This window comes from Pirellulales bacterium (assembly GCA_036499395.1).
Lineage (GTDB): Bacteria > Planctomycetota > Planctomycetia > Pirellulales > JACPPG01 > JACPPG01.
The window spans coordinates 1-19,919 of the sequence record DASYDW010000031.1 but is presented as its reverse complement, the minus strand read 5'-3'; the positions used below and the strand labels follow the sequence as shown (position 1 = coordinate 19,919).

Here is a 19,919-nt window from a genome sequence, read left to right as displayed (position 1 = left end):
AAGCGAGGCCGGCTTTCCCGACAGGTTCGGTTGGACAGCGGATGGTTTTACTATCGGGAAACGCGGGCGAAATTAAGGAACTGCAAAGTCATGCCATTGGCGCCATTCAAGGTTCGGCGCGTGCCTGTTCGATCGCTACATTTCCCGACGTTCGGATGGTCCCGAGGACCCCAAGCCTGTCGTTGGCGACCCCGCACAGGGTGTTGCCGCCCTGATCGCCTTGACGCCCCCGCCCGGTAGGTTAGATTCGGGGGTTCCACGGCGGCGTAGCTCAGTTGGTTAGAGCAGCGGAATCATAATCCGCGTGTCCGGGGTTCGAGTCCCTGCGCCGCTATTGCCCGAAAGGCTTCGAGAATGGGAGTTGCGTCAAACCGCGAATCATTCGCGTGCGACTCGCCACTGCTGGCGTGATAGAGGGCCGGGCTCGGCCGACGTTACTTCGTCGTGCCCTGTTGTTCCTGCACTTTGCGTGCATTTTCCAGATTCGTTTTTGCGTCCGTGTACTTAGGGTCGCCCTGAACCGCCTCTTCGAACCAGCGGATCGCCTCGTCAGTTTTGCCCTGTCGCATGAGTGCCACGCCCAAGTTATTCCGCGCGCGGTCGTGGTCAGGTCGCAACTCGACGGCGGCTCGAAAGTGATCCGCTGCCGTGGCAAATTCGTTTTTGCTGGCTAGCGCTCCGCCCCGCGCGTAATGTGCTTCGGCCAGCAGGTCGGGCCCGAGTTGGTTGCGTAATTTGTCGATCCCTTGCGGCTCGATTTCTAGCGCCCATGCGGCATGTTGAATCGCCTCGGTTTGTTGATCGGCCACAACCAGTGCCAGAGCAAGGCTGACATGCGCGTCGACATAAGCGGGATCGAGCCTCGTAGCTTCTTTCAAATGAACAAGGATCTCGTCCAGCAACTGCGGTTGAAACCCGATGCTGTATCCGATTTGCATCAGGCAGTAGGAAAGATAAAAGTGCAGGCGTGGCTCGTCGAGAGTAGACATCGGCGAGGCCTGCGCTAGCGCGATCCCCTGCCGCAGATAACCGGCCGTCTCTTCTAGCTGCTCTGGCTGAGGTTTGTCGGGATTGGCCGTCATCAGCAAGAACAGCCCCAGGTTGATATGCGCCATGGGATCGTTCGGATCGAGGCGCACAACGCCTCGCAACAGGCAGATGGCCTCTTCGTGATTTCCAAGCGCGTTGAAATGATCCGCCAGATTCGAACGAGCAATCGTGTCGCGTGGGTTTTTATCGATCGTGTCGCGGTATAGCGTTTCGAGGTCGTGGTAAATAAACGTTTGCTGAAAAGTCAAGCTGCCCAATCCCAGCAACAGCAGGCCCGCGAAGATGTAGCCCACTGCCTTTGCATTGCGGCGGAAGCACAGCGAACCAATCGCCGCGGCTGCCGCAAGAATCGCCAGGCTGGCGTGATACTCGAAATGGTCCGCGACGTACGCGTACGTCATGAAGCGATTATTGAAGAAACCCAAGGTTGGCGCCAGCACGACGACAAAGATCAATACCGCCGCAAACAGTCCGCGACCAATGCGACCTTTCACTAACCATATTGCGGCAAGCAAGGCCAGCGCCGCGATCGGCCACAGATATTGCCCCCACGCCTGACTATCGAGTGTCCAGCGCGGATAGAAGAATATCAGCGGATGCGGCCAAACGAGTTTCTCGCCGTAGAACCACAACGCACGGCCGGCCAGCAGGAATCGCTCGACCGCGGGCAAAGACCAAACCTTTTCGTGCGTGCCAAGATGGTGACCTTCCATCCGCAACGTCACCAATGTCATCGCCACCCCGACCGCGACAAACGGCACGATGCATGCAATATCGCGCAACGTGATCCGGCCCCGCTTCCACCAGTAGATCACCAACATCACAGCCGGCATCGTGACCACCACGGTGTTGGCTGTTAGCGCCAGCGCAAACAACCCGAACGACAGGGCGTACCAACTCCAGGAGGCCGCGCCCGGTATCTCAGCAATGCGATCTTCGGTTCGGGCCGGTGCAAAGCGCAAGTAGCAGAGCATCGACAACAGAACCAGCGACAGGCTCAACACGTTCTGTCGTTCACTGATCCACGCTATCGACTCGACCTCGACCGGATGCACGGCGAACAGCGCTGCCGCAAACCATGCGCCGGGGACCTGCAAACGCACAAGCAACCGCCATGCGAGAACCGCAGCCAAGCCGTGCAAAAGAATGCTCGTCAAGTGATAACCCCACGCCGCGAGCCCCCACAGCCGATACTCGATCCAATAGCTGGTGCATGTCAGCGGGCTGTACTGCTGGGTCGCCTGCGGCACCAACCAAATCTGCCGCAGACCTTCGCGCGAGATGAGCGTTTGGTTTGCAACCAGGTTCTCGTGGTCGTTCCAAATAAAGCCCGCAGTCAGGGCCGGAGCGTAGGCCACGAGCGTCATCGCCAAAAGCGCTGCATCTGCCACAACGGTGCGCCAGCGCGCATAGAGGCCCCAGCAGGTGACGCCTCGGCGGAGACGCACTGGCCGTCCAAGTATTGATCCTCAGGTGTGAATGATAGCCGTTGGTCGCGGGTCGCTTCGCATACACAAGCGGTCTTAGAAGTGTCGCTCTATAGTGTTTACCGTCCTGAGGCGGTAATCAATGACATTTTGAGAGTTTCCGATCGTCGTCCAACATTGGCATGCGTTTATCGAATTGGTGATCTGTTGCTCGACTAGCTCGATTTCCCGAGGCCAGCGCCGGGGTTCAAGTCCTTGCGGCGCTATTAGGTCCGAAGGACTTCGAGAATGGGAGACGCGTCGGACCGCGAATCATTCGCGTGCGACTCCAGAGGGCGGGACGAACGTGTTGTCACCGCCCGGGGCTGTAGAGGGAGCATTGCTCCCCGCCCGGCAGGATTCAGGCGCTGTTCTTGACGCGCGCTGTCGGTATGACTTTTTGCTTCTGAGCCGCGCGCATCGGGATGACGGGTTCCGGAGCAGTGCGCTCTCGGTTACCCGCAAAGAACAATTTGACCAGTGTCCCTTCGCCCAACACCCGGTCGACTTCGAAGAAGGCAAACAGCGGAACGAAGGCGATGAACCAGGTCAGCACGCGGGCGGGAATTTCCCAGACGCCCTCTTTGGCCAGCGACGCGACGAGCGCCGACCTGCTCTCACCATGCCACCAGCCCACGACGAAATGCTCACCGATTGTCATGGCCAAAACCAGCAAGCAGAAGCAGAACGTCTTGTACAAGGCAGGCATGGCCAACGGCGAACGCGTGAATCGTTCGCCCACGCGCAAAGCACGCCCGAGAACGATCACCTTGGACAAGAGCAGTGCTTCGACCAGCGCGCAGCCGTATTCAAAAAACGGCACGCCGTACTCGGCCAGCAGTAATCTCTTGTACGTGGTGAAGGCGCCGAGAAAGACGGCCAGATAGGCGAATAGCGCCGCCATCGTCTTCACGTCTTCCCACAGCCGCTGCTTGAGACTCTTGCGTTCGTCCATGAACGGCGTTCCTTCGATTGGCAGACGAGATTTTCGCAGCATGGCGGCCGCTGCCAGCACAGGCTCGGAACCAGACCACGAGGATGGGAGTTTAATGCGGACCTCAACCGAGGCAACGTCAGTTTTTTTACGGCCTGTTCCCTAGGGCTGCGTGGCAGTCACTGCATGCAGGCTTAATTGCGTTTACGATGTCAATTCGGCCCGATTTTAGGCCTAAAAGAACTGTCGGTTACGCGACAGTTGCCGGTCACGCTCTGGCGCTTATCGGAAAGGTCGACAGGCTCGTGTAGTCTGGCAGCGGGGGCGGAGCCTGTGAATGCTCGCCGCCGTGTGGTTCGGCCGCATCGTCAGCCGCCAGTGCCGTCAGACTCTCTTCGATCGAGCGGCAAATATTATCTAAGGGCAAATGGCTGAGGCGCGATTTGGCGAAGGGATTCTGCAGCTCAATGCCCAACTGATCGAGCGACAACAACGCGTACGCGGCCAGCATCGTATACAGCGGTGTCAACCAGCCGGCCTTGTTCAACAGCGCCAACGGCAAAATGCCGAGGAACAGTAACAGAAAGCGGCGGATCTTGATCGCACAGACGCGTGGCAGCGGTGCATCGCGAATCCGCTCGCAGATGCCGAGGTTATCCACCAATTGGGCCAACTGACGTTCGGCCTCGAGAAAGGCGAATCCGCTTAAGCCACGGGAATGCGTTCCCTGGCGCAGCGATTGCGCGATCAAGCGGGCTACTCGACAGGGTACAAATCGGGCCGTGCCAAGGGCCACCCCCTGCGCGGGATCCAGCAGCGCGATCGGTGCGCCATAATCGGTTTCGCGGCGTAAGCTAATGCGAACCGCATGCGCGTAAGCGGCCACCTGCCGCACAATACGCTGCCGCCAGACAGCGTCGTTCGGCCCGTACTCCAGCGCAATGATCGCCAGATTTCGCGATTGGTTCACAATTCCACCCCACGCTTTGCGCCCTTCCCACCAGCGTTCGTAACCTGCCGTGGTGCGCATAATCAGCACCACGCCCAATGCTGCCCCCACGACTTCGGCGGGCGCGATCGGCACGTCAATCTCGAGCGGTGTGGCCAGGTGCAACAGGCAGAGCAGCAGTGTGTAGGCACCAAAAGCGGCGACGCAGGGGGCCACCAGCGGCGTGACCGATCCGCGCAACGCCAGGGCCTCGTTCCAGAACGATGTTTTCCACATAATAGTCACCTCATTTTTAATTCTATTGCAACTCGGTCGAGCCTCGACCACGTGTGTTACGACCACCACGATTCGTCCGACGCTCCCGCCTGTGCGGCGCAGGTATCGCCACTCGGGACGTCGTGCGTGGATCGCTCGCCCAATGCGACGTACTCGTCGAGAGCAGCGTCGTGAGCTAATACTCGACCGCTTTGTAGCTCGTACACCCAGGCGTGCAGTTCCAGACCCCGGCGCGAGACGGCATCGAGCACCGCGGGATGGCTCAGTAGATGGTCACGTTGCACGATGGCGTTGTGCCGAATGAAGGCGTCCAGGCGTTCACCCGCAGTCTCATGCGCCGGCGGCAGGTCCGCGTTGCGCAGCGGCTTCATATGGCGCAACCAGCGCCGCATGATGGGGAACCGAGGACCTGTCCGATCATCGAGATACGTGGTGGCCGCCCCGCACTGCGAATGTCCCAGCACGATGATCTGTTGAACCTGCAGGCCGACCACGGCGAACTCCACCGCCGCCGCGATGGCATCGGGACGCAATCGATCGTAAACCGGTACTACGTTGCCGACATTGCGAGCGACGAATAGCTCGCCGGGGCGCGTCTGCATCAGCAGCGCAGGATCGATGCGCGCGTCCGAGCACGTGATGACCATTGCCGACGGTTGCTGTCCTTGAGCTAGCTCCTGAAAGAACTTTCGCTGGGGCACAAACACTTCTCTTTGGAAACGGCGAATACCGTTGATGAGTTGGCACATGAGATAACTCCCTTTGTGATGGCAAATTTGGAACGTGCGATTGTCGTGCGCAGCACTTCGCTCGATTTTCCAGGGGCTTCCGCGCGCCCCCTTAAGAGCGTTGGTTGGCAAGGAACGTGATAAGAGCGGCGCCAGAACTGTCGCCCGAACGACAAACTAAGCGCGCAGCGAGAATGAACCTGCGTGAGGATCACGTCCGAGAATGGGCCTCGTCGCGACGTGGATCCGAAGCCTTGGCTACAGCAAAGACTTCGCGAATCGTCGCTAGCCAAAAACCAGGGGCTTGGCCGTACAGTTCACGACGTGACTGAAGAGAAGGGGCGCGCTTTAACAGCGCAGCGTAGACCCGCAGCCGTTATGGGCTTCGGAGCGAGAAGGGATGCGAGTTGAGCGCGCCTTGGGGGCTTGCCCATGCGCCGGCGGCAATGTCGCATCGCCGCACGCCACTTGATCGGTGATCAGGCGTCGGCCGAGAGCTTCTTCCATCAGGGGAGAACACTCGGTCTCGGATTCCGACGAGCCCTCTTCGCTGTCCGTTTCCCTCGCCGCGGTGAGAGGGGCGAATACGTCGAAGCTCGTCGGTATCGCGATCGCTAGCAGGCTGAGCGAGAAGAAGCTCAACCGCAGGAACAGCCGTAATGAATGCTGGAACTCTGCCATGTTCATGCATCCTGACTTCGAGGCGGCAAATCTTAGGAGTGCACCCTGATAGGGACAGCTCTCATAAAAGTGCCTGCTTTGTGGTCTTGCGCTCCACTCCTTCAAGGCGAGGGTATTATCGGCTACCCCGACGGAAACCTGCAGCAGAAACCGGGCCTTCTGCCCTCGCCCTAGTGCATCCATCGACAGTACCGCGAATCGCCGGCCGCGTCCAATAGTCTGCGGATGCTGTCAAGGGTCGACCGACGAAACGGCGTCGCCCGGCCCCCGTTGGGGCGACATTGGTCGTTTCTTCAGACGGCAAGCCTATGGTCGTGTGGGGAGTATTTGGCTCAAAGCCACGTCAAAAGAAAACGCCGACGCATCGCTTCATCGAGCGATACGTCGGCGTCGAAAGCAACCGCGGCGTCGGACAAGACGATCGCTATTTCACACTTGCACCGCGATCCGCATCGAAGGGTTTCAAATTCGAGGCCTCGCGATGATTGGCACTCGTTGGAAATAGATCCCACAAGTTGTCGGTCGGATTCACGCCGATCTGCAAGTTGCCGACCGCCAGCGACGTCGACTTAGTCACGAAGTCGCTCCCGTTGCCCCGGTCGAAACGTACGACGATCGGATACGTCGAGCTGAGGGTTCTTGATCCGCCGGCTGGCACCATCTGATCCTCGCCCCGGAAGATGTAATTGAACTCCTGATCGCTTTGCGAATTATCAAGAACCACCTCATAGCGCTGGCGATAGAGTTGCCAGCCTTGGTCGGTCGGGGTGAAGTTATAGGTACCCGGGGCGAGCTTGTACGTAGCGCTGCCGAACGTGGCGCCGCGATCAAACTCCACAACCCACTCGCGCCCATTGGCGCGCGGCGCTAGTTTTTGCGTCATGCCCGGCTCGGCCACATAGTGATTCCCGTTAATGTTGTAATTGAGCGTTCCCTGCGAGTTGGCCGGATTCACGAGCAACACACCGTCGGTCACTTCAACTCCCTCCTCTTCGGCGAGCGGCGTGCCGGTGACGATCGGCAAGCCCAGGGCCTCGGCGGCGTTACCGGTAGTGATCGTCAGCGCCGGATCCCCTTCGTGGCCAATTAAAATCGCCTCGTCACTCAGAACAATCGCCACGCCGCGTGCGAGAGCGGGATCGAACACGAGCGTTACGTCATTACCGTTAGGAAGCTTGGCGACCGGCCCCTTGCCGGGCGTGGCGGCTTCGATCAATCGGCGTGCTTCGATCCACGTTTTCAAATTCTTCACGGTTGGGCCAAGTTCAGCAACGGCGGGCGTCGCGCCGGCGATCTTGCTGAGCGCCACGTCAAAGTCCGCAACGTCCTGCTTCAGGCCGGCCTTATTTTTTTCGATATCCTGCGACAGTCGACCGATCAAACGCCTGGCGTCGGCCTGATGTGCGGCCAACTCGGCTCCAGCGATGTCTCGTGGGTTGCCTTTGACCCATGTTTCGTAGACCGCCGTCGGATTGCCCGCTCGCAGCGCGCCCACGAGCGCCTGCTGGTCTTCGGTCGTCCAGCCGCTGGTCTTGGTAAGCATCGCCAACTCGTCGGGCAACGCCCCCTTCAGCTTCTCGGCCACGGCCGCGAGCTGGCTCGTTACGTTTTTATCGATACTTGCCAACGCATGCCGTTGGGAATCCGCCGACAGCGGAACCGGCTGCATGATCTTATTGGTCATCGCGACCGGCTTATTGGCCTCAAGGACGTTGGGCCGTAACGCCGCATTGCCTTGCGACGGCTGCCAGCCGAAGCGTGGCGCCGCTCCCTTTTGGGCTAGCGCCGTTTCGGCCGGTGCGATCGCGGCGAACAGGAGAGCGATTAGTTGTAAATGACGAAGCATGGCAAGATCCTCCTGGGCGGTTCCAGCGCCAGACCGTTGGAATCGCAAATACTGAAAGGCGCAAAATGGAACACCACCTCTCCGTTTTGCAAATCGTGTTCCGTCTGCCGTGGAACGGTAGAACAGGCAAATTCACCACAGCGCCGTGGCTGCGCTTTTGCCGGATTGGTTCGCGGGGGATCATCCAGTGCCGATCGTGTGTGGCAACACTTGGCTTCGCAGTCGGATACATGGGCTGTAACTGGTAACTTGACGCAGCCGTTGCCGGGTACGAACATTGGGCGTTTTCGCAATCGTGGCTTCCCAAAGGTGGTACGCAGAACGATGCTCGACTTTTGCCGGTCGTTGATCTCGGAGCTTCGGACGCTGCCGGAGGATGCCGTTCCCCCGGTCAGCCAAGCAAATTCGTATCGCGAGGTCATTTCGCTCCAAGCGATCTTCGTGACGATGACAATCGCGCTCTTCGCGTATATCCAAAAAGATCCGGTTTTCCATGTTCGCGTCGATGTACTGTTCGCTTTGATGGCGGCGGTGCCCATGCTGGGGCTTCTGCAAATCGTGCGTGGGCGAATCAAGGCACCCGATTGCGATATCTACGTCTGTACGCAGCCGATTCGCGCCTACGCGCGACAGTCGTTCCTGCTTGATCTTTTGATCGTGTTTGCCGTCTCATTTTTCTACTGGCGCGGGCAGTTGCCTGGGCAGTAAGTCGCGAAACGGGGCAAGCTCCCCCCGACGGCCGCAAGGGGGGTCGCGCAACATCATGTCGACACAATCGCTCGGTTGGGAAGAACGGCTGGCGGCCGGCAAGGCGTTGCGCAGCGCTCTGCCGCGCACCGCGCACGCCGACTGGTCGACGGCCAACGAGCGGCGCGATCCGGTCGAACTTTTGGAATCGTCGAATCGTGGGCGGCTATCACGCCTGACGCCGCTGCGCTACGGACGCATGCTGCGCAGTCCGTTCGCCTTTTTGCGCGGCGCGGCCGTGACGATGGCCTACGACCTCGCCCAAACGCCCGCGACAGGCCTGGTTCTGCAGGTCTGCGGCGACTGCCATTTGGCGAACTTCGGGTTGTTCGGCACGCCCGAACGGAATCTGGTTTTCGACATCAACGATTTCGACGAAACTTTGTGCGGACCGTGGGAGTGGGATCTGAAGCGCCTCGCGGCGAGTGTCGTTCTGGCCGGACGAACCAACGGATTCACCGAGCAACAGTGCGCGGAAATCGCCCAGCAGTGCGCGCAATCGTATCGCGAGCATCTGCGAGAATTCTCGACGATGAGCCCGCTCGAGATCTGGTACTTTCGTGTATGTGCCGATGAGCTGGTCGAAAACGCGCCCGACGCCGAGGCGCGCGAGCGGCGCGAAAAGATGGTCGCCAAGGCGCGCGGCCGCGTCGCCGAACGGTTGCTGCCGAAAATCGCCGAAGAAATCGACGGGCGGCATCGCTTCGTGGAAAATCTACCGGTCGTCACGCGCATTGCCGAGGATCGCTACCGAACAACGCTCGACGAGGGCATCGAACAATATCGCGCGTCCTTGACGGAGGATCGCCGTCTGCTGTTCGACCGCTACCGCTTGGATGATTTCGCCATGCGAGTCGTCGGGGTCGGCAGCGTCGGTACGCGCTGCTTCGTCGCGCTGTTGGTGTGTGACGACCGCAATCCGCTGTTGTTGCAGATCAAGGAGGCGCGCCCCTCGGTTCTGGAACCGTACGTCGCGAAATCACCCTTCCAGAACCAGGGACAGCGGGTCGTTGTCGGCCAGCGGGTTATGCAGACCGCCAGCGACATCTTCCTGGGATGGCTGCGCTCGCGCGACGGCCATGACTACTACGTGCGGCAAATGCGCGACATGAAGTATTCCATCCCGCTCGATGACGCCGAAGTGACCGGGCTGGGGCGCTATGCAGCGATCTGCGGCTGGTCGTTGGCTCGGGCGCATGCCAAAGGGGGCGACGCGGCAACAATCAGTGGCTATCTGGGAGGCAGCGAAAAGTTCGACGAGGCGATTTCGAAATTCGCCCTGGCATACGCCGATCAGACCGAGCGCGACCACGCGGCGCTGGTCGAAGCAAAACGAACAGGCCGCATCGAGGTCATCGAGGAAGAATAGCAGAGAATGATGATAGGTATCGTCTCTCTTCTATCTTGCCGTTTCGCAAGCAGGAATTGGCTTTCCATACCACCACTTTTACATTCTGCGCATTGTCGCAGCGGTTTTCGCGACTGTAAGATAAGGGCGGAACATTCATTGCCGCACTTTCTTCTCGCGGAGCATTCTCGATGGCTAGCCGGCCGCTGCTGTGGCTGACAGCGGTGCTGTATCTCGTCGCAAGCGCAGCGCCCGAGGCGCAGGCCGAGGTCACGGCCGAGCAAGTGCGCGTCGCCATCGACCGTGGTGTCACTTATCTTCGCCGGCAGCAATTCCCTGACGGCTCGTGGCAAGAAGTCGCGCCGGTCATGGCCGGAGGCGTCACATCGCTCTGCACGCTGGCAATGTTGAACGCCGGCGTGCCGACGAACGACCCGCAAATTCAGTTGGCGCTTAATATTTTGCGACAGGTGCCGCCAGTGGCCAACTATCCCACGGCGCTGCAGACGATGGTGTTCGCCATCGCCGAGCCGGAAAAGGACATCCAGCTACTTCGCCGCAATGTGCGCTGGCTAGAAGAGCAGCAGAAGCGCGATGCGGCGCACCGCGGCATGTGGAGCTATCCGCTCGGGAACGGCGACAACTCGAATTCGCAATTTGCCATCCTAGCGCTCTACGAAGCGCAGCGGGCCGGCGTGGCCGTGAATCCGCACACGCTCCGCGCCGCGCTTAGCCATTGGAGCCAATCACAAAACTCCGACGGCTCGTGGGGTTATCAGCCCGGCGATCAAGGGACGGGCAGCATGACCTGTGCGGGCATCGGCGCCGTGGCGCTGGCCTTGGATGTGCTGGAGGAAGGGGACGCGACGGTCGAAGGAAATAACGCGCGCTGCTGCCGGCCGCAGCGGCAGCACGGCTCGGTGGATCAAGCCATGGATTGGCTGTCAAAACATTTCTCGGTGCGCGCGAATCCTAACAACAACATGTGGCCTCTCTACTACCTTTACGGACTCGAACGGGCCGGGCGATTGACGAATCAGCGATTGATCGGCGCCCACGATTGGTATCGCGAAGGGTCCGAGGTGCTGATCGAGCAACAGGACAGGGTGACCGGCGCATGGATCGAAAAAGGGCTCGGCCGTATCAATCCGAACATCGGCACCAGCTTTGCGATTCTGTTCCTGGCTAAGGGGCGACGCCCGGTCGTGGCCGCCAAACTGAAGCATCAGCCGCAGCACGACTGGAATCATCATCGCAAGGACCTGGCCAACGTCGTGACGTATGCCGAGAAATGCTGGCAGCGCGATCTGACCTGGCAAATCATCGACGCCGATGTGGCCGCAACCGAAGATCTGCTCGAAGCGCCGGTTTTGTACCTGTGTGGCGAGGTCGCGCCTGAGTTCAGCGACCCGCAAGCGCGCATGCTGCGCGACTACATCAATCGTGGCGGCTTCATCTTCGCCGATGCTGTCTGCAAAGGAGAAGAATTCGACCGTGGCTTTCGCGCCTTGATGGAACGCGTCTTTCCCGAGCCGGAATATAAGCTGCGACTATTGCCCCCCGAGCATCCGATCTGGAGTGCCGAACAGCCGATCGATGCCCCATATCACCGCCCGCTATGGGGTATCGACCTGGGCTGCCGCACCTGCGTGGCGTATTGCCCGGAGAATCTTTCCTGTTATTGGGAACTGGCACGTCCGCACCGCGAGCGAAAATACGGCGGCGATATGGAAGCGCGGATCGACGCGGCGAAGAAGATCGGCGTCAATGTGCTGGCCTACGCCACGAATCGTGATCCGAAGTTCAAACTCGATCTGCCGCAACTGGCCGGCATCAGCCAGCGCGAAGCCTTCGATCGCGCCAAGCTCTACGTGGCCACGGTCAAACACTCGGGCGGCGGCAACCTGGCGCCTTTAGCGCTTCCGAACTTGCTGCGGTTTCTATCCGGCGAACTGGGATTACGGGCAAACACCGACGATCGCGAGTTGGGGCTGGCGGATGATCGGCTGTTCGAATTCCCGATCCTGTTCATGCACGGTCGCGAGAAACTCACGCTCAGCGATGCGGAGCGCAACAAGCTGAAAACTTATTTACAGCGAGGCGGGGTATTGTTTGCCGATGCGATTTGCACGAGCGAGGCGTTCGCTGCCTCGTTTCGACAGGAACTTACCACGATGTTTCCGGATCAGCAGTTCGTAAAAATCACGGCCGGCGATCCCGTGTTCACGACCAAATACGGCGGCTTTGATCTGCGCACCGTGACCCGTCGCGAGGCGGCACCTGCGGGCGAAGATGGTCGCGCAAAAGCAGTCGTGCGCGAAGTCGAGCCGGAACTCGAGGTTTTGCAGTTGGGAGATCGTTACGCAGTAATTTTCTCGCGCTACGATCTGAGCTGCGCGCTGGAGAAACACGAGACGGCCGGCTGCTTCGGCTATTCCAGCGATTCGGCAGCACGGATCGGGCTGAATGTGCTCTTGTATGCGATCGAGCAGTAGGCCCGTATCGTGCAGGGAGAGCAGGCGGGACGCCTGCACCACAAACACTCAGGGCCCTTCAGCCGTCGTGTGGCGCACAGGCTTCGTGGTGAAACCACCTTACGGTCCAGCAGTTTTTTTGTGGTGCAGCCGTCTCGGCTGCATGGACTCTCCCTTACAAGACATTTGAATCCCAGCAACTTGCCACGAATTGCCCGCCCTCTCGCGCCCGGTTAGCATACTTTGGTGCAGACCCCGAATTGGGCTTCCCTCACCCTGTCCTCTCCCAGAGGGAGAGGGGTTGGATTTGATCGTCGCTCAACGCGTTGCAAGAAATCCCGCGCGTTTCAAAACATCCCCGCCTGAAATCCCACCTTTGAGAAATACTTATGACACGGTCTCCTCTCAGTCGTCGCGAGTTTATGCGCCAGGCCGCCTTGGCGGGCACGGGTGTGGCCGTTGCCGGAATGTTGCCGCGCTTCGCGCCGGCCGCGGAACCTCGCTCGCCGAATGACAAGCTGAACATCGGCGTGATCGGCGTCGCGGCGCAGGGCGCGTACAACCTGGGGAACGTGGCGACCGAGAACATCGTCGCGCTGTGCGACATCGACCAGCACCGGCTGGCTGCCGCGGCCGACAAGTTCCCGCTGGCCAAGAAATACGCCGACTACCGGCAGATGCTCGATCAAAAGGATCTCGACGCCGTGGTCGTGGCCACGCCCGACCATTCGCACGCGATTCCCACGGTGTGGGCGCTCAAGCGAGGGCTGGACGTGTATTGCGAGAAGCCGCTTGCGCATTCGGTGTACGAAGTGCGGCAGATTCGCAATTGGGCCGCCAAGCAGAAAGCGGTCACGCAAATGGGAACCCAGATTCATAACACCGGCGACAACTATCGCCGCGTGGTCGAATTGGTGCAGTCCGGCGCGATCGGCAAGATCAGCCGCGTCCACGTCTGGAAGGAAGGGGACTCACGCGTCGGGCACGGCAAGCGCGTCAAGCAAGGGACGCCCCCCGATTACGTCGATTACGATCTATGGGTCGGGCCGGCACCGATGCGGCCTTTCGACGAATCGCACTTTCATTTCAATTGGCGCTATTGGTGGGATTTCGGCGGCGGCGTCCTGGGGGATTTCGGCTGCCACTTCATGGATCTCCCCTTTTGGGCATTGAACCTGCGCTACCCGAAGAGCGTGCAGGCCAAGGGAGAAATCACCTACAAGGCCGACAACGACGTGCCGGACAATATGCAGGTCGATTACGAGTTTCCCGCCCGCGGCGAGGCACCGCCGGTCCATCTCACCTGGTACCACGGCACCTGGAAGCCCGCCGGGGCCGAAGCCTACGGCAAGGGGAGCGCCGTGTTGTTCGAAGGCGAGCGCGGCAGATTGCTGGCCGACTACGGCAGCCGAAAGCTGTTCATGGAGCCGGGCCTGACGGCCGAGACTCCGCCCGAAACGATCCCTCCTTCGATCGGCCATCATCAGGAGTGGATTCGCGCCTGCAAGACGCGCGACACCACGACCTGCAATTTCGATTACTCAGGCGCGCTGGCCGAAGCGGTGCTGCTGGGCAACGTCTCGTATCGCACCGGCGGCAAGCAGCTCGACTGGGACGGCGAGCTTTTGAAGGCCACGAACTGCCCCGAGGCCAACAATTATCTGCAGCGCGAATACCGCCCCGGCTGGACCCTTTAAGAAGTAGGCAGTCGAATTTGTAGGGTGTGTCCGCGACACACCTTCCGCGAAACTTCACTGCAACGTGGCGAAAATGCACTGCCTTCGCAGAATCAACGCAATGCGGTGCGTCGCGGACGCACCCTACTTTAAGAAGAGGGCCGTAGCCAGTTAAGCAATCGCGCGCCGCTATTCATTTACTGCCTACCGTCGACTGCCCTCTGCCTACTATTCCGCTGCCGGGATCGATTCGCCGCGGACGATGTCTTCGAAGGACTGTCGCTGGCGCACCAGGTGAGCGTGTCCCGAGCGGATCAATAGCTCCGCGGCGAATGGCTTCGAATTGTAATTCGAGGCCATTACGGCGCCGTACGCACCGGCGTTCTCGATCACGACCAGGTCGCCGACTTGCGCGGCGGGGAGATTGCGCGTAGCGACGAAGCCACCTTCGGTTTGCGTGAAGATGTCCCCCGACTCGCACAGTGGTCCTCCCACGACGACGTCGACTAGCGGTCGCTGCGACGCATCACCGCCGCGCGGCACGATCGACATCGGGTGATACGCACCGTACAGGATTGGTCGGGCCAGATTATTGAACCCGGCGTCGAGCAAGTAGAACGTGTTCGCCCCCATCCGCTTGATAGCGCGAACCTCGCTGACCAGATAGCCGCTTTCGGCCACCAGATAACGGCCAGGCTCGATCTCGAGATGCACCGAATGCCCAAACGCGTTTTCCAGCCGCTTACGCGTCTTGTCCCACAGGTCGAAATAGACGTCCAGATCGACGTATGACTCGCCCGAGCGATACGGGACGGGCAAGCCGCCGCCCGCGCTGATCGAGGTCAGCGACCGGCCGGCAATCAAAGCCAACTTTTCCATCGCTTCGCACACTTGGGAGAGATGCTCCAGATCGGTGCCGGAGCCGATGTGCAGGTGCAGCCCGGTGACCGCCAGGCCGTGATGATCGGCGCGGCGCAAACAGTCGTCGAGCTGTTCGTGCCAGATGCCGTGCTTCGACTGATCGCCGCCGGTGTTGGTCTTGCGGCTATGGCCGTGGCCGAAGCCGGGATTCAAACGCAACGTGATCGAACGCCCCGGCGCGACGGCCCCCAATTGATCGATCATGTCGGGCGAGCCGCAATTGACGTGCAGGCCCAGCGACGTGACCAGATCCAACGACTCACGATCGAAGATATCGGCCGTGTAGACGATCGGCGGCGGATCACCAGCCGCGGAATAGCCGGCCGCCAGGGCCCGCTGCACTTCGCCGGCGCTGACCGCGTCGACCAACACGCCGGCTCGACGCACCAGGTCCAGGATCGCCAGGTTCGAGTTCGCCTTCTGGGCATAACGAATGAAGTCGAAGCTGCGCAGGTCCTCGATGCGCTCCTGAATCTTGGCCGCGTCGTAGGCAAAGAACGGAGTGCCGAACTGCCGGGCAAGTTGGTCGACGCTCTGTCCCGCGATTTCGGTGCGCAGCAAGGGAAAGGCGTCGGCCGGGGCGGTCAAGGCTCGCGTGCTGGAAGACATCAAAGGAACCTGAATGGGGGAAACGAGGAATGGATCCGGACTCGCCGCCGGGCGGGCTAGATCAGGGGCAGGAAGCACGTAAGTATACCAGCCGCAAAGACCGGGAAAACCGCCGACTGGTTCGCGAAATACCGGCTCGGACCGGGGATTCGATTGCCCGTCAGCGTCCGGTCAAAACGATTGGCGAATCGCGTCTGCCTGCCCCCCAGGCAGGTCAAGTTCCCTCTGCTGGGCAGCCGATTTGCACCGAGAGCGGGCCCGGCGATAGACTTGCGCCTAGGCCTGCCAGGCGGCCGTAACTTTTTCACCGGCGATTTGCGAGGACAGCCGAGCGATGGTTGAACGCACCAAGTACCAGCAGAACATCATCAAGCGTTTCTACGACAACCAGGATGCGATTCTGACGCAGCGTCTGGGCGAGCAAATCACGGAGCTGTATTTGGCCGACGGGAAAGCTCGCGAAAAGCAGTGGACGAAGGTCGTCGGTACGCTGGAAAAACTCAAAGTTCCCAAAACCCGCATCGATCACGTGCGGAAGGCCGATAACCCGTCGCTGGTGGCCAAGCTGCTGGAAGAGATTCTGGCAAAGAACTAGCGGCCGATACGGCGCTGGTTTAGCTGATGCGTCGCAGTCACCCCTTACTGGGACTGCGAGATGCGCCGCTACGAATGGATGAGCACGCCAGAATAGAATTTCTCTTCGCCACGCTCGGTGCGTAAGACGAGCGCGCCGTCGTCGGCGACTTTAACACACGTTCCGGCGACCTGCCGGTCGCCCGATTGTAGAACGAGCGGTCGTCCGTGCTGCAAGCAGGCACGGTCGGCACGGCGTCCGACTTCGGCCGAGTTGGCGGCCAATTGCCCCAGGTTGGGCCACAGCCGGCCGAGCAGTTCGACCAGCACGTCGGTACGCGAGTGCTCGCGGCGGGTCAGATCCGCAAGCGACGTCGCGCGCTCGCGCAATTCAGCGGGAGCGTCGGCCACCCGGTTGTTCACGTTCACGCCGATGCCCAGCACGTGCTTGCCGTTGGGTAAACCTTCGATCAAGATGCCGGCCAGCTTTCGTCCGGCGGCGAAAACGTCGTTCGGCCAATGCAGCCCGAGCTGACCCGGTGGCAGGGTAGGTCGTACTGCGTCGACGATCGCCACGGCCGTGGCCAGCGAAATCAACGGGAAGTGCTGCCGCTTGATCCCCTGCGCGGCCGGATCGAAGACCAGGCTGCAAGCCAGGCTGCCGGCGCCGGTCCACCAGCGATTCGCGCCGCGTCCGCGACCGACAGTTTGCTCGTCGGCAATCACGAGCGCCATTTCATCGGCCGGCAGATCGAGCGCGATGTCGCGGGCCCGATCGTTGGTCGACGTCAGCGTGGCGTAATGTTCGACATGCGAAACCAAACACTCGCGTTGCAGTCGTTGGACGTCGATCGTGGAGTCAGGCATGAGGGGAAAAGTTGGCAGAGGGCAGTGAAGGAAGAAGATGTCCGCGGTAATGCATCCGTGTTTCGCCGACGATCGCTTGTTCTGACTACTAAATACCAGCTACCGACTACTCGCTACTACTGCGGCTGCTTCTCGGGGTGTAGGTAAACGAAACTCTTTCCTAGTCGGCCGCCGTAGTTGCCGGCCGAGATTTTGATCAGCTCCGGCGTATCGACCGACGCCTCGATCGCCGCATGCGTCGCGCGGGCGATCGTGGGCAGGTCGGCGCCGTTGATAATGATCTCCATAATCGATTGCACGCCCGGCGGAACCTTGGATTTGTCCCCCAGCTTCTCGCGCAGGGTGGGGCAGAATTCCGCGTAAGTGCTGGCGATCGTGAACGAATACCGGCTGCCCGCTTTCGATCCACTGGCCGCGATGCCCCCGGGGAATGGCATAATCACGCCGGGCGTGGCGGCCACGGCCTTCGCGCCGCGCTCAGCCGCTTCGAGCGCCGCATCCAGCGTCGCGCCCATGTACCACAGGTTACCCCCCATCAGTCCATCGCGGAAACCGAAGCGGCGGTCGAGCGAGAATTCGCCCCCTAGGATCGGAATGACCCACACCGGACGACCGTTTCGCGTGTCGCGAAACTGATAGCCATCGCCAAAGAAGGCGATCTTGCGACCAAGTTTGAAATAGTCTTCGCTGTCAATCAAGTTGAAGCAACTGGTCGTCGGGCAGGTCAGCACGTTCTGGCTCAAACGCACCAAGAGCGACCGCTCGAGCGCCTCGCGCCGATCCTTGCGAAATCTCGGCACATGAAATTGCACGATCGCGCCGGGACGGCCGTCGGGCGTGGTGAAGCTGCCGTCGCCCCCCGGTCCGACATACCGATCGAGCCCCGCTTCGCAATCGCAGAGGATCGTGCTCGACGCGTTACCGGTGGCGGCGTGGACGGCCTCGTCCAGCCATTTTCGATCGCGCGCGGTGATCAACACCTCGGCATAGATGCTGCGGAAAGCTTCGGCGTAGGTGTCTTCGACTTCGGCTCGATGCGTCACGCCTACTTGCGCCCCCTGCCGGCGTAGATTTCGTTCTCGGTGATGATCTTATCCATGAAAACGTCGTGCTCTTGCGTTGGTATCTCGGGGAAGAGCTGGCATTCAAACGCCAATGCCACGAGTGGCGCGTCCGGCCGGGCGTGCTCGAGCAGCTTGTCGTAATAGCCCATGCCGTGTCCCATCCGCGCGCCGCGCCGGTCGAACGCCACGCCGGGAACCATCACCAGGTCCAATTCTTTTACCGGGACGCGCTTGCCGGGGGCGTTACGCAGATCAGGCTTGGGTTCGAGAATCTTGTACATCCCGATCGACAGCTCATCCATGTCCTCTAACAGGAACAGCTCCAACTCGCCGTTGACGCAGTACGGCACCACGATCCGCTTGCCATGTCCTAACGCCCCTGGCAGCGAATGCCGGGTGCGGACCTCGGTGCGGACATCGACATAGAACATCACGCTCCCGGCGGCGGCATACTCGGGCAGCTCCATGAACTTCTGCACGATCCGCTCGCTGAGCGGTTCCTTGTCGAGCTGCGCCTTGCGATTGGCGTGGGCTTGCTCGCGAAGCTGGGTTTTATGCGTGCGCAATTGTTCGGCCTGATCTACATCCATCGTGGTTCTCGCGGCGACGGGGCGAATCTGGAAGACGTGCGAAGCTGCTGTCGAAGCACCGCTATCGTAAATTTTACGGCCCGGTTAGGCAATCACCGGACGAGCTGGATATGCGAACCGACCATCGGCCTGATGAAGCCGGGCAGCTCGCCTGGACGCAGATTGGCCGTTTTGACAGACTTCGCCCGCAACGGGGACGACTGCTCGTCAGCCCATTTTCTCGCCCCGTAGCATTTCTGCCGCCAGGTAACTCCGCATGATCGAGACCCAAGCGCGCACGGCGATTGTTCGTTGCCTGATCGTGGCGGCGCTGGCGATCATCGCGAGTTCGGGCACCGCCTGCCGGCAGCATGGCACCATGAGCCCCACGTCGAGCAATTACCAGGTGCCCAGAGATCCCAGCGAGGCCTCGGCCCGCCGACGCCTGATGCCGGGCGTGCGCTCGGGCCTGACTTCGGACTCTCGCAAAGTCGAGCAGAGCCTGGGGTATTAAGAACGGCGCGTCGCGGCCCGGTGATCGCGATTACCTCACGAGCGCGCGGCTGAAAGGGCAACGGCTAGTACGGTGTTTGGTGCAATTCGTCGGCGCGCGGCATGACGGCCCACAGAATGATGTAGGCAATTGTGCCGGGGAAGGCGGCCGACAGCACGGAAAACACCACGTAAGTAATCCGCACTACGGTTGGATCCCAGCCGAGCCAATCGGCGAATCCCCCGCACACGCCGAAAATCATCCGATGCTTGCGCGACAGAGCCAGGACGCCGCTCGACGTCGCTCCTGAATTCGCATCGGGCATCAGCAGCCACAGCACGGCATAGAGCGCAAAGCCGGGCATAACGCCGGTGAAAAACGTCCCCAGCGCCCAGACAACTCTAACGGCTGTCGGATCAAGGTCGAGCCATTGGGCCAGCCCGCCGCACACGCCGGCCAGTTTCGGGTCACTGCAGCGGATAAGAGGTCCACTCATGGTCATCTCGCTTTAGAGCCTATCCGAGTACCGAACCGTTTGGCTGCAAGCATCCGTAGTGCAGGTTGAGGAGACCATTCTCGATTTGCACGGAGGTGCCTGTGGGCGATCAATCGACGTCAAAGTTTCACCACATCCCCGACGCGCTGTGG

General features: G+C 60.6%; 17 protein-coding genes and 1 tRNA gene. 7 read left to right on the top strand and 11 right to left on the bottom strand.

The window, feature by feature from the left end; genetic code table 11:
- Window positions 1-260 precede the first annotated feature (260 nt).
- A tRNA-Met gene (locus tag VGN12_06210) sits at window positions 261-334 on the top strand.
- Window positions 335-434: 100 nt separating this feature from the next.
- Here VGN12_06210 and VGN12_06205 read toward each other — a convergent pair.
- The 6 genes from VGN12_06205 to VGN12_06180 form a co-directional block, all read right to left on the bottom strand.
- Entirely contained in the window at window positions 435-2,498 is a 2,064-nt protein-coding gene (locus VGN12_06205; GenBank protein ID HEY4309027.1) for a tetratricopeptide repeat protein, read from the bottom strand.
- 379 nt (window positions 2,499-2,877) lie between these two features.
- Window positions 2,878-3,471: a hypothetical protein gene (locus VGN12_06200; protein HEY4309026.1), complete on the bottom strand. Its 594-nt coding sequence runs from the start codon at window positions 3,469-3,471 to the stop codon at window positions 2,878-2,880.
- Between the two features lie 247 nt (window positions 3,472-3,718).
- Window positions 3,719-4,675: a bestrophin family ion channel gene (locus VGN12_06195; protein HEY4309025.1), complete on the bottom strand. Its 957-nt coding sequence runs from the start codon at window positions 4,673-4,675 to the stop codon at window positions 3,719-3,721.
- Window positions 4,676-4,731: 56 nt separating this feature from the next.
- Window positions 4,732-5,424 carry a carbonic anhydrase gene (locus VGN12_06190; GenBank protein HEY4309024.1) on the bottom strand — a complete coding sequence of 231 codons (693 nt, stop codon included), beginning with the start codon at window positions 5,422-5,424 and terminating at the stop codon, window positions 4,732-4,734.
- Window positions 5,425-5,751: 327 nt separating this feature from the next.
- Window positions 5,752-6,084 (bottom strand): hypothetical protein, encoded by a 333-nt coding sequence (locus VGN12_06185; protein ID HEY4309023.1) that lies wholly within the window; start codon window positions 6,082-6,084, stop codon window positions 5,752-5,754.
- Window positions 6,085-6,508: 424 nt separating this feature from the next.
- A complete protein-coding gene (locus VGN12_06180; protein ID HEY4309022.1) occupies window positions 6,509-7,930 on the bottom strand; it encodes a hypothetical protein in 1,422 nt (473 codons plus the stop codon).
- A 324-nt stretch (window positions 7,931-8,254) separates the two neighbouring features.
- On the opposite strand from VGN12_06180, the gene VGN12_06175 reads away from it, so the two are divergent.
- From VGN12_06175 to VGN12_06160, 4 genes are all read left to right on the top strand, one after another.
- The gene (locus tag VGN12_06175) at window positions 8,255-8,638 is read left to right on the top strand and encodes a hypothetical protein (protein HEY4309021.1); all 384 of its coding nucleotides are present in this window, start codon (window positions 8,255-8,257) and stop codon (window positions 8,636-8,638) included.
- A 55-nt stretch (window positions 8,639-8,693) separates the two neighbouring features.
- Complete coding sequence (locus VGN12_06170; GenBank protein HEY4309020.1) at window positions 8,694-10,046, top strand: DUF2252 domain-containing protein; 1,353 nt, start codon at window positions 8,694-8,696, stop codon at window positions 10,044-10,046.
- Between the two features lie 170 nt (window positions 10,047-10,216).
- Window positions 10,217-12,520, top strand: a complete 2,304-nt coding sequence (locus tag VGN12_06165; protein ID HEY4309019.1) for a DUF4159 domain-containing protein — start codon at window positions 10,217-10,219, stop codon at window positions 12,518-12,520.
- 368 nt (window positions 12,521-12,888) lie between these two features.
- Window positions 12,889-14,196, top strand: coding sequence for a Gfo/Idh/MocA family oxidoreductase (locus VGN12_06160; GenBank protein HEY4309018.1), 1,308 nt, complete (start codon window positions 12,889-12,891; stop codon window positions 14,194-14,196).
- A 207-nt stretch (window positions 14,197-14,403) separates the two neighbouring features.
- Here the strand turns inward: VGN12_06160 and lysA are convergent, their stop codons facing one another.
- Window positions 14,404-15,705, bottom strand: coding sequence for a diaminopimelate decarboxylase (gene lysA / locus VGN12_06155; GenBank protein ID HEY4309017.1), 1,302 nt, complete (start codon window positions 15,703-15,705; stop codon window positions 14,404-14,406).
- A gap of 334 nt (window positions 15,706-16,039) precedes the next feature.
- Here lysA and VGN12_06150 point away from each other — a divergent pair, with 334 nt between their 5' ends.
- On the top strand, window positions 16,040-16,300 hold the full coding sequence (locus tag VGN12_06150; GenBank protein ID HEY4309016.1) for a hypothetical protein: 261 nt from the start codon (window positions 16,040-16,042) through the stop codon (window positions 16,298-16,300).
- Window positions 16,301-16,368: 68 nt separating this feature from the next.
- Here the strand turns inward: VGN12_06150 and VGN12_06145 are convergent, their stop codons facing one another.
- From VGN12_06145 to VGN12_06135, 3 genes are all read right to left on the bottom strand, one after another.
- Window positions 16,369-17,145, bottom strand: a complete 777-nt coding sequence (locus tag VGN12_06145) for a biotin--[acetyl-CoA-carboxylase] ligase (protein ID HEY4309015.1) — start codon at window positions 17,143-17,145, stop codon at window positions 16,369-16,371.
- A gap of 116 nt (window positions 17,146-17,261) precedes the next feature.
- A complete protein-coding gene (fhcD, locus tag VGN12_06140) occupies window positions 17,262-18,188 on the bottom strand; it encodes a formylmethanofuran--tetrahydromethanopterin N-formyltransferase (protein HEY4309014.1) in 927 nt (308 codons plus the stop codon).
- A gap of 2 nt (window positions 18,189-18,190) precedes the next feature.
- On the bottom strand, window positions 18,191-18,799 hold the full coding sequence (locus VGN12_06135; protein ID HEY4309013.1) for a 5-formyltetrahydrofolate cyclo-ligase: 609 nt from the start codon (window positions 18,797-18,799) through the stop codon (window positions 18,191-18,193).
- A 256-nt stretch (window positions 18,800-19,055) separates the two neighbouring features.
- Between VGN12_06135 and VGN12_06130 the strand changes: the two genes are divergently transcribed.
- The gene (locus VGN12_06130; GenBank protein HEY4309012.1) at window positions 19,056-19,292 is read left to right on the top strand and encodes a hypothetical protein; all 237 of its coding nucleotides are present in this window, start codon (window positions 19,056-19,058) and stop codon (window positions 19,290-19,292) included.
- Between the two features lie 64 nt (window positions 19,293-19,356).
- Here VGN12_06130 and VGN12_06125 read toward each other — a convergent pair whose 3' ends face one another.
- Window positions 19,357-19,767, bottom strand: a complete 411-nt coding sequence (locus tag VGN12_06125; protein ID HEY4309011.1) for a PspC domain-containing protein — start codon at window positions 19,765-19,767, stop codon at window positions 19,357-19,359.
- Window positions 19,768-19,919: the final 152 nt, after the last annotated feature.